This is a genomic window from Actinosynnema sp. NPDC059797 (assembly GCF_042732085.1).
Taxonomy (GTDB): Bacteria; Actinomycetota; Actinomycetes; order Mycobacteriales; family Pseudonocardiaceae; genus Actinosynnema.
Genome location: NZ_JBHWIE010000214.1, coordinates 1 through 12,810, shown reverse-complemented (window position 1 = coordinate 12,810; position 12,810 = coordinate 1). Strand labels below are relative to the sequence as shown.

Annotated in this window: 14 protein-coding genes; 5 read left to right on the top strand and 9 right to left on the bottom strand. The window is 73.9% G+C overall.

All coding sequences use genetic code 11. The features are described 5' to 3' along the window. Nucleotides 1-123 precede the first annotated feature (123 nt). Both ACFV4N_RS31120 and ACFV4N_RS31115 read left to right on the top strand, forming a co-directional pair. Nucleotides 124-402: a hypothetical protein gene (locus tag ACFV4N_RS31120; protein ID WP_499676196.1), complete on the top strand. Its 279-nt coding sequence runs from the start codon at nucleotides 124-126 to the stop codon at nucleotides 400-402. Next, nucleotides 399-791 (top strand): YchJ family protein, encoded by a 393-nt coding sequence (locus ACFV4N_RS31115; RefSeq protein ID WP_499676195.1) that lies wholly within the window; start codon nucleotides 399-401, stop codon nucleotides 789-791. The genes ACFV4N_RS31120 and ACFV4N_RS31115 overlap by 4 nt, the downstream gene beginning before the upstream one ends. 172 nt (nucleotides 792-963) lie before the next feature. Here the strand turns inward: ACFV4N_RS31115 and ACFV4N_RS31110 are convergent, their stop codons facing one another. From ACFV4N_RS31110 to ACFV4N_RS31085, 6 genes are read right to left on the bottom strand one after another with little or no spacing between them, the layout of a single operon-like run. Beyond that, the gene (locus ACFV4N_RS31110; RefSeq protein ID WP_499676194.1) at nucleotides 964-2,058 is read right to left on the bottom strand and encodes an MCE family protein; all 1,095 of its coding nucleotides are present in this window, start codon (nucleotides 2,056-2,058) and stop codon (nucleotides 964-966) included. Beyond that, on the bottom strand, nucleotides 2,058-3,026 hold the full coding sequence (locus tag ACFV4N_RS31105; RefSeq protein ID WP_499676193.1) for an MCE family protein: 969 nt from the start codon (nucleotides 3,024-3,026) through the stop codon (nucleotides 2,058-2,060). Before ACFV4N_RS31105 ends, ACFV4N_RS31110 begins: the two co-directional genes overlap by 1 nt. After that, the gene (locus ACFV4N_RS31100) at nucleotides 3,023-4,030 is read right to left on the bottom strand and encodes an MCE family protein (RefSeq protein WP_499676192.1); all 1,008 of its coding nucleotides are present in this window, start codon (nucleotides 4,028-4,030) and stop codon (nucleotides 3,023-3,025) included. Before ACFV4N_RS31100 ends, ACFV4N_RS31105 begins: the two co-directional genes overlap by 4 nt. Further along, on the bottom strand, nucleotides 4,030-4,998 hold the full coding sequence (locus ACFV4N_RS31095; RefSeq protein ID WP_499676191.1) for an MCE family protein: 969 nt from the start codon (nucleotides 4,996-4,998) through the stop codon (nucleotides 4,030-4,032). The genes ACFV4N_RS31100 and ACFV4N_RS31095 overlap by 1 nt, the downstream gene beginning before the upstream one ends. Then, nucleotides 4,995-6,011, bottom strand: a complete 1,017-nt coding sequence (locus tag ACFV4N_RS31090) for an MCE family protein (protein WP_499676190.1) — start codon at nucleotides 6,009-6,011, stop codon at nucleotides 4,995-4,997. Before ACFV4N_RS31090 ends, ACFV4N_RS31095 begins: the two co-directional genes overlap by 4 nt. Further along, nucleotides 6,008-7,093: an MCE family protein gene (locus tag ACFV4N_RS31085; protein ID WP_499676189.1), complete on the bottom strand. Its 1,086-nt coding sequence runs from the start codon at nucleotides 7,091-7,093 to the stop codon at nucleotides 6,008-6,010. The genes ACFV4N_RS31090 and ACFV4N_RS31085 overlap by 4 nt, the downstream gene beginning before the upstream one ends. 242 nt (nucleotides 7,094-7,335) lie before the next feature. Between ACFV4N_RS31085 and ACFV4N_RS31080 the strand changes: the two genes are divergently transcribed. Beyond that, a complete protein-coding gene (locus ACFV4N_RS31080) occupies nucleotides 7,336-8,595 on the top strand; it encodes a PucR-like N-terminal domain-containing protein (protein WP_499676188.1) in 1,260 nt (419 codons plus the stop codon). Here ACFV4N_RS31080 and ACFV4N_RS31075 read toward each other — a convergent pair. Then, nucleotides 8,546-9,208: a hypothetical protein gene (locus ACFV4N_RS31075; protein ID WP_499676187.1), complete on the bottom strand. Its 663-nt coding sequence runs from the start codon at nucleotides 9,206-9,208 to the stop codon at nucleotides 8,546-8,548. The two genes, ACFV4N_RS31080 and ACFV4N_RS31075, sit on opposite strands and share 50 nt — an antisense overlap. 191 nt (nucleotides 9,209-9,399) lie before the next feature. Between ACFV4N_RS31075 and ACFV4N_RS31070 the strand changes: the two genes are divergently transcribed. Continuing rightward, complete coding sequence (locus ACFV4N_RS31070) at nucleotides 9,400-10,338, top strand: DUF6801 domain-containing protein (RefSeq protein WP_499676186.1); 939 nt, start codon at nucleotides 9,400-9,402, stop codon at nucleotides 10,336-10,338. A gap of 58 nt (nucleotides 10,339-10,396) precedes the next feature. Here ACFV4N_RS31070 and ACFV4N_RS31065 read toward each other — a convergent pair whose 3' ends face one another. Next, entirely contained in the window at nucleotides 10,397-11,107 is a 711-nt protein-coding gene (locus ACFV4N_RS31065; protein ID WP_499676185.1) for a hypothetical protein, read from the bottom strand. A 131-nt stretch (nucleotides 11,108-11,238) separates the two neighbouring features. Then, nucleotides 11,239-11,973: an ANTAR domain-containing response regulator gene (locus ACFV4N_RS31060; RefSeq protein ID WP_499676184.1), complete on the bottom strand. Its 735-nt coding sequence runs from the start codon at nucleotides 11,971-11,973 to the stop codon at nucleotides 11,239-11,241. Nucleotides 11,974-12,023: 50 nt separating this feature from the next. On the opposite strand from ACFV4N_RS31060, the gene ACFV4N_RS31055 reads away from it, so the two are divergent. Further along, the gene (locus ACFV4N_RS31055; protein WP_499676197.1) at nucleotides 12,024-12,692 is read left to right on the top strand and encodes a response regulator transcription factor; all 669 of its coding nucleotides are present in this window, start codon (nucleotides 12,024-12,026) and stop codon (nucleotides 12,690-12,692) included. Nucleotides 12,693-12,810 lie beyond the last annotated feature (118 nt).

Below are 12,810 nucleotides of genomic sequence, written 5' to 3'. Positions count from 1 at the left end.
GTTCACCACACCCAGTTTTAAGGGGGGGGTGTGCGCCTGATGCCGTGACCGCCCGCCCGAGGCGGCACCCCCCCCCGCCGGGCTTAAAAGGGGTGGGGAGCCGCCTCCTCTTATGCTCGAGGGGTGACCGAACCGACGCTGCCGGGGGACGAAGCGGCGCGCGAAGCCCTGTCCACCGACCCGGCCACCCCCGCCGAGTCGCTGGTCCTGCTGGCCGACGACCCGAGCCCGGCGATCCGCGCCAACCTGCTGACCCACCCCAACGCCCCCGCCGACCTGCGCTACCAGGTGCACGCCGGCCTGCGCGCCGACGCCGCGGCGGGCGACCACGAGGCCGAGACCGCCCTGGCGTGGCTGCGCTACGACCGCTCCGCCCGCAACGCCTGCGCCCCCGAAGCATGACCGCCGCCCCGCCCCGCTGCCCCTGCGGCACCGGCGAGCCGTACGACACCTGCTGCGCCCCGTACCACGAGGGCCGCAAAAAGCCGCCGACCGCCGAAGCCCTCATGCGCTCCCGCTACAGCGCCTTCGCCCTGGGCCATGAGGACTACCTGCTGGCCACCTGGCACCCCACGACCCGCCCCCGCTCATTGGACCTGGACCCGGCCCAGCGCTGGACGCACCTGGAAGTCCTGAACCGCACCGACGGCTCCCCCTTCCACACGGAGGGCACGGTGGAGTTCCGCGCCCACTACCGCTACCACGACGCCCGCGACACCCTCCACGAAACGAGCCACTTCACCAAGCAGCACAACACCTGGCTCTACGTAGGCCCGACCACCCGCCCCTGACCGCACAACTCGCGTTGCCGGAGCGGAGGACACGCGATGCCCGAGCGGAGGACACGCGGACAGGAAAGGGCTTTCCGCCGCGTGTCGTCCAGTCCGGTGTCGCGAGTCGTACGTTCAGGACCGGTGAGTCGTACGTTCAGGACCGGTGAGTTGAGGGTTCGGGTGGGGGTGGTCAGCGCGGGGCGTTCTGGGAGCCCCGGACGCCCGTGGTCGAGCCGCGGGGCAGGGTGCAGCTCGCGCCGGTGTTGAACGGGGCCGGGGCGGTGTCCAGGCCGGGGCGGCGCGGGGTGCCCTCGTAGCCGGTCTCGCACGGCGGCGGCTCGAAGAAGGTCAGGGCCAGGCCGAACGACGCCTGGCCGCCGCCCAGCGCCGACGCACCCACGGACACCGCGTCCGGCACGCTCACGAGCACCTGCTCCACCTGGCCCTGCCGCGTCGCCAGCACGTCCGCCGTGGTCAGCAGGTTCGCCAGCACCACGCCCAGGTCGGGCCCCGACTCCCGCAGCACCGCGCTCACCTCGGCCGCCGCGCCGGGCGCCGCCGCGATCACCCGCCGCAGGTCGCCGTCCGAGGCGCGCAGCCGCTCGGCCACCAGCACGGCGTCGTCGGCGAACGAGTTGATCGCCGCCGCGTGGTCCAGCTGGGTCTGGAGCACGGTGGCGGACTCGTCGAGCAGCCGGGTGGTCTGCGGCAGGTGCGCGGTGGCGGCCCCGATGAACTCGGTCGTCGCGTCGAGCAGCGCCTGGAGGTCGGGCCCGGTGTCGCGCAGGGCGGTGTCCAGCTCGTCCACCACGGTCCGCAGCGCGTCCAGCGGCACCGACCGCGCCAGGTCGTCCATGCTGGTCAGCACCTTCTCCACCGGTGGCGGCAGCGTGGTGAGCCGCTCCGGGATGACCGCGCCGTCGGCCAGGTACGGCCCGTGCCCGTCACGCGGCCGGAGGTCCACGTACTGCTCGCCCACGGCCGACCGGTTGGCGACCACCGCCTCCAGGTCGGCCGGGATCGGCGGCGTGCCCCCGTCGATGCGCAGCTCCGCCTCGACCCGCCCGCCGGCCAGCCGGATCTCGCCGACCCGGCCCACGGGCACGCCCCGGTAGGTCACCTCGCCGCCGGTGAACAGGCCGCCGGTGCGGGCCAGCTCCAGCCGCACCGCGTACCCGTCGGCCGGCACGACCAGCCCGGCGTACTCCGCCCCCACGTAGCCGACCCCGAGCAGGGCGACGACGGCGAACAGCGCCACCTGCGCCCGGATCCGCCGCGTGATCATCAACGCCCCCCGGTGTCCAGCGTCAGGTACGTGTTGAGGTAGTCGCCCTTGATCCCGTCGAGCACCGCGTCGGTGAACGGGAACGTCAGCAGCAGCTCCAGCGACTGCGGCAAGTCCTGCCCGGACTCGGCGAGCCGCCGCAGCGTCGGCTCCAGCGCGCGCAGGTCGGCCAGCAGGTCGTCCCGGCCCCGGTCGACCACGTCCACGGCGACGCCCGACAGGTCGTCCAGCGCGGTCAGCAGCCCGACGAGCTGCCCGCGCTGCTCGTGCAGCACCGCCAGGCCCGGTTCCAGCCCGTCCAGCACCTCGCCGATCTCGCCCCTGCGCGCCGACAGGTTCGCCGCCATCCGGTCCACCGCCTCCAGCGCCCGGGTGATCTCGCCCTTGTGCTCGTCCAGCGACCCGGTGAACGACTCCACCGCGGACAGCAGGGACCGCGCCGCGCTCTCGTTGCCGGACAGCGCCGTGCCCAGTTCCCGCGAGATGTCCCGGAGCTGCCCGATCCCGCCGCCGTTGAGCAGCATGGACAGCGCGCCGAACACCTCCTCCACCTCGGGGTTGCGGTTGGTCCGCGCCACCGGCACCACCGCGCCGTCCGCGAGCGGCGCCGCCGCGCCCGCGCCACCGGGCGGCGCCAGCTCCACGTACTTCTCGCCGAGCAGGCTGGACTGCCGCAGCCGCGCCACCGCGTCCGACGGCAGCCGCACGTCACCGCGCACCGCCACCCGCACCAGCGCGGTCGAGCCGTCCGGTGACAGCGCGATGTCCTCGACCCGGCCCACGGCCACGTCGTCGACCTTGACCGCCGCGTGCGGCACCAGGTCGAGCACGTCGTCGAACTCCACGGTGACCCGGTAGGGCCGGTCGCCCAGGTCCGCGCCGCCGGGCAGCGGCAGGTCGTAGGCGCTGGGCACCACCGAGCACCCGGCCAGCGCCAGCACGAGCGCGAGCGCGGTGAGCCGCTTCACCGCGCACCTCCGGGCACGCTCAGCAGGTCGGCCACGAACTCGTTGAGGTTCGCCCGCGCGTTGAGCGTCCCGGTCTCCGGGTCGTAGGCCCCGATCACGTTGTGCAGCGCCACCGGCGCCACCTCCAGCGCCTCGGCGAGCGATTCCCGCTGCCGCGCCAGGGAACCGGTCAGCACGGCCAGGTCGGCCACGCCGGACCGCACCCGCTCGCGGTTGTCGCGCACGAACGCCCGCACCCCCTCCAGCGCGCCGGCCAGCTCGCCCAGCGCCGCGCCGAGGTCGTCCCGCTCGGCGGCGAAGAACCCGGACACGTCGGCCAACTGGTCGGCCAGCCGCCCCACCTGCTCGTCGTTCGCGGCGAGCAGCGAGGTGAACGACTGGAGGTGGTCGACGGTGCCGAACAGGTCGTCCCGGGACCCGGCGAGCGCGCGGGCCGCGTCGGCGAGCTGCCGGACGGACTCGTTGAACGCGCCGCCCGCGCCGTCGAGGTTGGCCGCGCCGGTGTCGAGCAGGTCCGACAGCGCGCCCCGGCGGTTGGCGCCGTTCGGGCCCAGCGCGGTCAGCAGCACGTCCAGGCTCCGGTACAGCTCGTCCAGCTCGACGGTGCCGGCGGTGCGGGCGCTGGTGACGACCGCGCCGGGCGCGAGCTTGGGTCCCCCGGTGTAGGCGGGCGTGAGCTGCACGTACCGGTCGGCGACGATGTTGGGCGCGACGACGACCGCGCGGGCGTCGGCGGGCACGTCCACGCCGTGGTCCAGCTCCAGCTCGACGCGCACCGACCCGCCCTCGGGCGTCACGCCGACCACCTCGCCGACCCGCACGCCGAGCACCCGCACGTCCGACCCCTCGTACACGCCGACGGCCGCGGTGAAGTGGGCGGTGATCCGGGTGGCGGCGGGCCGCAGGAAGACCCACCACACCGCGGCGGTGGCGACGAGCACCAGCACGAGCCCCCGGGCGAGCGCGGCGACGAGCCGTTGCCGGCCCCTGGTCCGGGCGAACATCAGCGGCCTCCCGGTGGGCAGTCGCGCCGCTCCTGGCCGGGGGTGGCGACGAGCCCGCACACGTAGGTGTCGACCCACTGGCCGTTGCCGAGCGAGTTGTTCAGCAGCCGGTAGTAGGGCCCGGCCAGGGCGAGGCCGCGGTCGAACGCCTCCTGGTTGCGCCGCAGCACGTCGGTGACGCGCTCCAGCTGCTCCAGGGCCGGGCCGAGCTGCGCCTGGTTGTCCGCGACCAGCCCGGAGAGCTGCCGGGACAGCTCGCGGGTGCCGTCGAGGAGCCTGGCGATGGCGTCCCGGCGGTGGGAGATCTCCTCCAGCAGCAGGTTGCCGTCGGTGATGAGCGCGGCGAAGTCCTCGTTGCGCTCGGCGAGCACGCCGCTGACCCGGTTCGCGCCCTCCAGCAGGGACGCGAGCTGCTCGTCGCGCGAGGAGATCGTCTTCGACAGCGCGGACAGCCCTTCCAGGGCCTGCTTCACGTGGTGCGGCGAGTCGCGGAAGGTGTCGGACAGCACCTGGAAGCTCCGCGCGAGCTGGTCGGTGTCGATCCGGCCCACCGTGTCCGACAGGCCGCTGAACGCCTCGATCACGTCGTAGGGCGAGGTGGTGCGCTCCACCGGGATGGTGCCGGTGAGCGGGTCGCGGCCCTCGGAGTCCACCGCCAGGTACTTCTGCCCGAGCAGGGTCTTGATCCGGATCTCGGCGCGGCTGCGGTCGCCCAGCCGCACGCCGGACACCCGGAACCCCACCCGCACGCGGCCCTCGTGCAGCCCGACATCGGTCACCGCGCCGACCTTCAGGCCCGCGACGCGGACCTCGTCGTCCACCTCGAGGCCGGCGGCCTCGGTGAAGTCGGCGGTGTGCCGCTCGCCGCCGCCGAAGAACGGCAGGTCCTCCAGGAAGAAGGTGAGCACGGCGGTCACGGCGATGACCAGGAGCCCGACGGCGCCCAGCAGCACCGGTCTGCGCGTCATCGGCGGCACCTCGATTCGGTCACGGGGATGCCCACGGGCGGGCCGCCGGGCGCTGGTTCGGCTTGCGAGGAGGCGAAGCACAGGTAGAAGTTGAGCCAGGAGCCGTAGGACGCGGTGCGGCCGATCGCCTCCAGCTTCACGGGCAGGTTGCGCACGAACGGCTCCAGTTCCGGGGCGGCGCCGAGGTTGCCCGCGAGCAGCCCGAGGTGGGCGATGTCGTCCTTGAGCGGCTGCCGGCCCTGCTCCAGCAGGGACGCGGTGCTCTCGCCCAGCTCGGCGAGGCCGGCGACGGCGTCGCCGATCGGCTCCCGGTCGGCGGCGAAGCCGGACACGAGCCGCCGCAGCGAGCCCAGCAGCGAGTCGAGCCGGTCGTCGCGGGTGCCGACCGCCTCCAGCACGTCGTTCAGGTTGGTCACGACCCGGCCGATCACGTCGTCCTTGGCGGCCAGCGCGGTGGTCAGCGACGCGGTGTGGGCGAGCAGGTCCTCCACGGTGCCGCCCTCGCCCTGGAGCACCTGGACGATCTCGTGGGACAGCCGGTTCACGTCGTCCGGGTTCAGCGCCTGGAACAGCGGCTTGAAGCCGTTGAACAGGGCGGTCAGGTCGAGCGCGGGCGTGGTGCGCTCGACCGGGATGAGGCCCCCGGGCGGCAGCACGTCCGCGACCGACCCGGCGGGCTGGTCGAGCGAGACGTACCGCTGGCCGACCAGGTTGCGGTACTTGATCGTGGCGGTGACGCCCGCGGCCAGCGAGCGGTCGTCGGCGACCGAGAACTCCACGTCCACCAGCTCGTCGTCGACCAGCGCCATCGACTCGACCTGGCCGACCTTGACCCCGGACATCCGGACGTCGTCGCCCTCGGCCAGGGCGGTCACGTCGGTGAAGCGCGCGACGTAGCGGTTGGTGTCGCCCACGCGGCTGCCCGCGATGGTGGCCGCCAGGAAGCCGGTGGCGGCGACCGTGACGACGACGAAGACCAGGAACTTGGTCAGCGGTGCGGCGATGCCCCTCATCGGACCCCCATGAGCAGCCCGGCCCAGCCGGGCACCCGGTCGGGCGCGACCGCCCGGACGGGACCGGCCGGGCAGTGCGGCGCGCCGCCGCGGCGGACGACCGGCTCGTCGCGGCCGGGCACGTACCGCTCCCCCGGCGGCACGATCGTGACCCGCGCGTGCACGCCGGGCTGGTCGGTGCCCTTGCCGAGCACCGCGTCCACGCGGGGGCGCAGCGCGTTGACGGCGCTGAGCACGCACGGGAACTCGGGCGAGTAGGTGGCCAGCAGCTCCAGCGAGGGCCGCGACCGGTCGGCCAGGTCCACGGCCGTGCCGCCGTGGTCGGTCAGGAAGCCGGTCAGGTCGGCCGAGGCGGTGGTCAGGGTGGCGTAGACGGCGTCGAGGTCGGCGCGCTGCTCGGCGACGGTGCGGCTGACCTCGGTCGCGTCGGCCAGCGCCCGCAGCAGGTCGGGCCCGGCGTCCGCGTAGGTGTCCGCGACGTCGGCGAGCTTGGTGACGTCCTCCTCGAGCACGGGCAGGCGCGGGTTCAGCTCGCGCAGGTAGGCGTCGAGCGCGACGATGGTCCGCCCCAGGTCCTCGCCGCGCCCGTCGAGCGCCCGCGCGACCGAGGTGAGCGCGGCGGAGAGCTTGTCCGGCCGCACGGCCTGGAGGGTCGGCATCAGGTCGGCCAGCACGCGCTCCAGCTCGATCGCGGTGGACGTGCGGTCCTGCTCGATCACGGCGCCGTCGCCGAGCGCGCCGGCCGGGTCCGCGGGCGGCTCCAGGCTCACGAACCGCTCGCCGAACAGCGTCTTGGGCAGCAGCCGCGCGGACACGTTCGCCGGGATGCGGTCCACCTGGTCGGGGTCGAGGCCCAGCTCGACCTCGGCGCCGGCGCCGCGCGAGCGGACCGCGCGCACCTCGCCGACCCGCACGCCGAGCAGCTTCACGTCGGACTCGGCCTGGAGCTGGTTGCCGACGTGGTCGGTGCGCAGCAGCACGCTCACCCGCGGCGTGAACGCCTTCCGGTAAGCGGCGACGGACAGGCCGCACAACGCCACCAGCAGGGCCGCGAACAGCAGCCCCAACACACGACGCCGCACTACCACGGGTATTCTCCGGGAAGGTTGTGGTGAATTTACCGGAACGACATTACCGGCCAGTACGTTACGCACGGCCGTCGTACCGCACAAGCAATCGCGTTCCTTTGTCAACACCGTGACAAGAACCTGCCCCGGAACACTCACGGAGATACAAAAAGTCCGCCCCTCCCTGGCGCCCCCGCGATCCGTGCGGCTACCAATGTCGTCGGAGCGAAACCAGTCGTCTGGTGAGGGTGAGCAGCATGAACAGAACCCGGGAACTCCCGTCGGCCGAGTTACCGCCGGTCGGGGACACGGACCTGTGGGAACGGTTGCCCGCCGAACTCGCGCCGAAGTTCCGGGCGCGGGCCGGCGATGTCGCGGTCGACATGGTGCGGGAGATCCAGCACCAGATCGCGGAGTACTCGCAAAAGCTGGAGGGCATGTTCGGCCAGGTGGTCGTCGAGGGCGTGGAGCAGGCGATCCACCAGTTCATCGACCGGATGGTGGACCCGACCGCGGAAAGGGAGGACCTGGCGAAGCTGTTCCGGTTGCTCGGCAAGCTGGAGGTGAGCGCGGGCCGCAGCCTGGACCTGCTCCAGACCGCCTACCGGATCGGCGCGCGGGTGGCGTGGCGGCGGATCTCGGAGTTCGGCCAGACCGAGCGGGTGCCGCTGGCCACCATGTGCCTGATCGCCGAGGCGATCTTCGCCTACATCGACGAGCTGTCGCTGCGCTCGATGGAGGGCTACGCCGAGGCGCAGGCCAGGCACGCGGGCGCGCTGGAGCGGCGGCGCAAGCGGTTGCTGGAGCTGATCCTGGGCGAGCCCGGCTATCACCCGAACGCGCTGGCGGAGCTGGCGGAGGCGGCGCGCTGGCCGCTGCCGGACCGGGTGCTCGTGGTGGCCCTGGAGCGGCGCACCGACCAGCACCAGCTGCCGATCCCCGCGCTGCACGAGGACATCCTGATGGACCTGGAGGGCAGCGAGCCGTGCCTGCTGCTCACCGACCCCGAGCGGCAGCTCGTGACGCTGGAGCACAAGCTCGGCGGGTGGCGCGCGGCGATCGGCCCGCTGGTGCCGCTGGCGTCGGCGCGGCAGTCGCTGCGCTGGGCGCGCCGGGCGATCACGCTGATCCAGTCCGGCGTGATCCGGGACCGGCCCATGGTGGACACCACCGAGCACCTGTCCACGCTGCTGCTGCTCGGTGACGAGGACCTGGTGCGCGAGCTGGTCAAGCGGGCGCTGGCGCCGCTGGAGGGCCTGACGCCCAAGCAGCAGCAGCGGATGCTGGAGACGATGACCGCGTGGGTGGAGACCCGGGGCAGCGCGCCGGAGGTCGCGTCGAGCCTCGCGGTGCACCCGCAGACCGTGCGCTACCGGCTGCGGCAGCTGGAGGAGCTGTTCGGGGCGAGGCTGCACGACCCGGACGCGCTGTTCGACATGGGCATCGCGCTGCGGGCGCTGCGGCTGCTCACGGGACCGGCTGGGTCGCCGGGTCCGGTGGGAGCGCGGTCAGCGTGAGCCGGATCGCGTTGCCCGGTCCGGAGATCAGGCCGGTGAGCAGCGGGTCCAGCCGCTCCCGCCCCCGGCAGCCGTCGAAGGCGGGTATTTCGTAGACGCCCTCCAGCACAGTCGCCGCCAGGTCGAAGGGGCCCTCGACGTCGAGCACGGCGGGCGCGCCCGTCCGGCAGCCCGGCCCGACGTCGAGCGGCTGCCGGTCCACGACGACCTCGCTCGCCCTGATGTCGATCAGGGCGTGGGCCTTGATCTGGCCCGCCTCGATGGTGCCGGTGACCTTGGCGACCGGGGTCATGTCGGTGCGCGCCGTGCTGGGCACGAAGCCGAAGAACACGAAGTAGCCGTGCGCGGGCGGCAGCCGCAGGTCGCCGATGATGGTGCCGTTGACCAGGTCGATCTCGACGACCAGGAGGCCGGGGCCGATGGTGAGGTCGGAGCCGGGCTTCGCGAGCCGGGTCACCGCGTCAACCCGGTAGGCGACGGTGATGGTCGTGCCCGGCTGCGCCGCCGCGCCGGCCCGGCCCGCCGGCGCGCCGGTCGCCGGTCGCGCGGGGGCGGACGCCGGCGCCGCGCCCAGCAGCGCGACGAGCGCGACCAAGAGCGCCGCGATCTTCACCGCACGACTCCGTCCATTCTTCGAAACTACTTCCGGACCCGTGCCGGCACAAGCGCCGACAATTTATTTGTCACGCCCGTGACAACTGCCGGAACAGCTTTTGTCGGAACCGTGAGAATAGTTGCCGCAACTATCAGGTAAAGATACCTTACCCGCCGGTAGGTCGTGTTCGGCGCATTAGGGGAGGGATCATGGAATCGAGACACCGGGTGGCCGCGCTCGGGCTCTGCGCGGTGGTGGTCGGGGGTTCGGCCCTGCTGGGCGCGGGCGTGGGCAGCGCCGCCACGGCGACCCTCACGCTGGTCTACAGCTGCCCGTTCCCGCTGATCGGCACGCAGGACATGAGCGTGCGCATCGTGGCCGAGGACCTGCCCGGCCCCGGCGAGGCGGTGGCCGGGGAGCCGCTGCCGCCGGTCCGGGTGACCGCGACCGCCACCGTGCCGCCGCTGGCCACGCAGGGCCTGGTGCTGGTGGGCGCGGCCACCGTGGAGGGCACGGCGAAGGCGAGCACGGTGGTGGACAACGCGGGCACGCGGCTCGACGTCGTGCCGGACCTGACCGTGGACCGGACCCCCGTGCCGCCGGAGGGCGCGTTCGACACCGTGGCGATCGGCCAGGCGCCGTCGGTGACCCTGCCCAACGCGGGCGTCACCACCATCCACGTCGGCGAGTTCGAGGCCACCCTGACCCCGAAGACCGCGACCGGCGAGGACACCGGCCTGGGCACCTTCCCGCTGCCGTGCACCCTCAACCCGGGCCAGGACACCCTGCTGCACGAGGTCACCGTCCTGCCGGGCACCGGCACCACCACGACGACCACCACCACGACCACGACCGACTCGACGACGACCACCACCACGACCACGGGCGCCACCGGCACCACCACGACGGGCTCGACCACCACGACCGGGAGCACGACCTCGGGCACCACGACGTCCGGCGCCACGTCGACCACGACGGGTCCGACCACCACCACGACCGCCACCCCCGCCCCGCCGGCCTCCCCCGGCGGCGGGAACAAGCTGGCGTACACGGGCGCCTCGGTCCGCGGCCTGCTGGTCGCGGCGGGCGCGCTCGTGCTCGTGGGCGGAGCCACCCTGTTCCACCTGCGCCGCCGTCGCCGCACCTGAGCACCCGCACGCGGAGGGGGCCGGCCCGCACCGCGCGGGCCGGCCCCCTCGCCGCGCGTCAGCCCGGCAGCGCCGGCAGCTCGCCGACCTGCTCCGGCGCGGGCGGCGCGACCTCCACCGGCCGGCCCCAGTCCCGGTAGTCGGCCACCACCGCCTCACCGCCCTCCACCCGCGTGCGCACCTCGCGGCGGACCGGCAGGTCGTCGGCGTCCACCCACAGCCTGACCACCGACGGCCGCCCGTCCTCCGCCGCCTCCGCGGTGTAGCGGACGGTCCGCCGGCCGGCCACCTCCTCCTCGGCCTTCCCGGTGATCCGCGCGCCCTCGGGCAGCGCCTCGCGCAGGTCCGCGGCGTCCCGCAACCGCACGGCGACGTCCGCCATGGCGCGCCCCAGCGGGTTGTCCGGGTCGGCCGGGTCGAGCCGCAGCCACGGCCGGTCCGGCTCCGGCGCCCGCCCCGGCGGTATCCGGACGAACAGGGCGTCGGGCACCATCACATAGGAGACCTCCTCGGTGTCCCCGGGCGCGAGCCGGCACGACGCGGCGAAGTCGCCGGTCCGCAGCTCGCAGGTGCCCCGGCCGCTCGCGCCGAGGTCCAGGTCGACGACCACCGACCGCTTGGCGCCGGCGGCCACCAGGTTCGCCTCGGCCAGGGCCTGCGGCGTGTCGAACGACCGCATCGCCGGCTCGGGCCCGGCGGTGCACGCGGACAGGGACCCGGACAGCGCGGCACAGGCCAGGCCGGCGGCGGCAACGCGTTTCGCGCGCATGCTCCTCCTCGGACCGGAAAAGGGGGAATTCCCCGACACCGTACCCCCGAAAACGGGGCGGCGGACCGGCCGGGCGACAGCTGTTGCACGAATTCGGAATTCGGGAAGAGCTTTTGTCGGCGAATGACAGGTCAGGTTCTTCGCACGGACGCGAGCAGGTTCCGCGCCACCTCGCGCAGCTTGGTGTTGTGCTGCTGCGACTCGGTCACCAGCCGGGCGAACGCCTCGTCGGCGGTGATCCCGTACGCGCCCATGAGCACGCCCTTGGCCTGGTCGATCTCGCCCCGCGACACCAGGGCCCGCTGGAGGTGCTCGACCAGCTCGCGCGACCGGTCGTACCGGCGGAACGCCGTGATGGCGGTGGACGCGGCGGTGACGAACAGGCGCAGCAGCGCCTCGTCGAACGGGTTGAACGCGTCCTCTTCCGAGCTGTAGATGTTGAGCGACCCGAGCACCTCCTCGTCCGCCAGGACGATCGGCGCGGACAGGTACGCGCGCACGCCCGCGCGCTCGGCGGCGACCGCGAAGTCGGGCCACCGCTCGCGGCCCTCCTCGACCGAGACGCGCACCGGCTTGCGCAGCCGCGTCGCCTCCAGGCACGGCCCGTCGCCCGCGGCGTACTGGTCGGCGTCGACCGAGACGACCACGCGGTCGGTGGCCGCGGCCGTGATCGGGCCGTCCGGGGTCAGCACCGTGACACCGACGTTCTCCGCCTCCGGGATGACCCGGGCCGCGGACTCGGCCAACTGCTGGAGCACGTCCTCCAGCGACTGGTCGTCGACCAGTACGCCGGCCAGCTCCTCCAGCGCCTCACTGGCCTCGTCCAGGAGGGCCGCGGGCGCGTGCTCGTCGATGCTCACAGGCATTGTTTACACCTCGGGCGCGATAATCGCCTCAACCTGAGGGGGTGACCACCGTGCGGGTGCTGCTGGTCGAGGACGACGACGGGGTGGCGGGAGCGCTGGTGGAGGCCCTGGAGGCGAACGACCACCGGCCCGCCCGGGTGACGCGCGGCGCGGACGCGCTGCTCACCCACCGGGAGTTCGACCTGCTGCTGCTCGACCTCGGCCTGCCCGACGCGGACGGCCTGGAGGTGCTGCGCAAGATCCGCAAGGTGTCCCCGGTGCCGGTGCTGGTGCTCACCGCGCGCGGCGACGAGCGGTCGATCGTGCGCGGCCTGCGCCTGGGCGCGGACGACTACCTGGTCAAACCGGTCCGCCTGGGCGAGCTGCTGGCCCGCATGGACGCGGTGGTCCGCCGCAGCGCGGCCCTGTCCGGTCCCCGGGAGCGCGCGGTGCGCGTGGGCGACGCCGAGATCGACCTGGAGGGCAGGCGGGTCGTCGTGGCCGGCGCGGAGGTCGCGCTGACCGCGAAGGAGTTCGACGTGCTGGCGGCGCTGGCGAGCCGCGCGGGCACGGCGGTGAGCCGCCAGCAGCTCATGGACGAGGTGTGGGGCGACGCGTACCTGGCGGTGTCGCGGTCCCTGGACGTGCACCTGGCCGGGCTGCGCGCGAAGCTCGGCAGGCCGGGCCTGATCACCACCGTCCGGGGCTTCGGCTACCGGCTGGCCTCCGACGGGGTGTAGGTGCGCCGCCGACTGCTGCTGGTGCTGCTGCTGTTCTCCGCCGCCGCGGTGGCGGCGTTCGCCGTGCCGCTGCTGTCGGCCACGGCCGCCGAGCGCACGCAGCGGTTCGCGCTCAGCC

Coding starts and splice junctions, on each gene's coding strand:
- ACFV4N_RS31115 (WP_499676195.1), top strand. CDS start 399: ATGACCGCCGCCCCGCCCCGCTGCCCCTGCGGCACCGGCGAGCCGTAC.
- ACFV4N_RS31110 (WP_499676194.1), bottom strand. CDS start 2,058: ATGATCACGCGGCGGATCCGGGCGCAGGTGGCGCTGTTCGCCGTCGTC.
- ACFV4N_RS31100 (WP_499676192.1), bottom strand. CDS start 4,030: ATGTTCGCCCGGACCAGGGGCCGGCAACGGCTCGTCGCCGCGCTCGCC.
- ACFV4N_RS31095 (WP_499676191.1), bottom strand. CDS start 4,998: ATGACGCGCAGACCGGTGCTGCTGGGCGCCGTCGGGCTCCTGGTCATC.
- ACFV4N_RS31090 (WP_499676190.1), bottom strand. CDS start 6,011: ATGAGGGGCATCGCCGCACCGCTGACCAAGTTCCTGGTCTTCGTCGTC.
- ACFV4N_RS31080 (WP_499676188.1), top strand. CDS start 7,336: ATGAACAGAACCCGGGAACTCCCGTCGGCCGAGTTACCGCCGGTCGGG.
- ACFV4N_RS31070 (WP_499676186.1), top strand. CDS start 9,400: ATGGAATCGAGACACCGGGTGGCCGCGCTCGGGCTCTGCGCGGTGGTG.
- ACFV4N_RS31065 (WP_499676185.1), bottom strand. CDS start 11,107: ATGCGCGCGAAACGCGTTGCCGCCGCCGGCCTGGCCTGTGCCGCGCTG.
- ACFV4N_RS31060 (WP_499676184.1), bottom strand. CDS start 11,973: ATGCCTGTGAGCATCGACGAGCACGCGCCCGCGGCCCTCCTGGACGAG.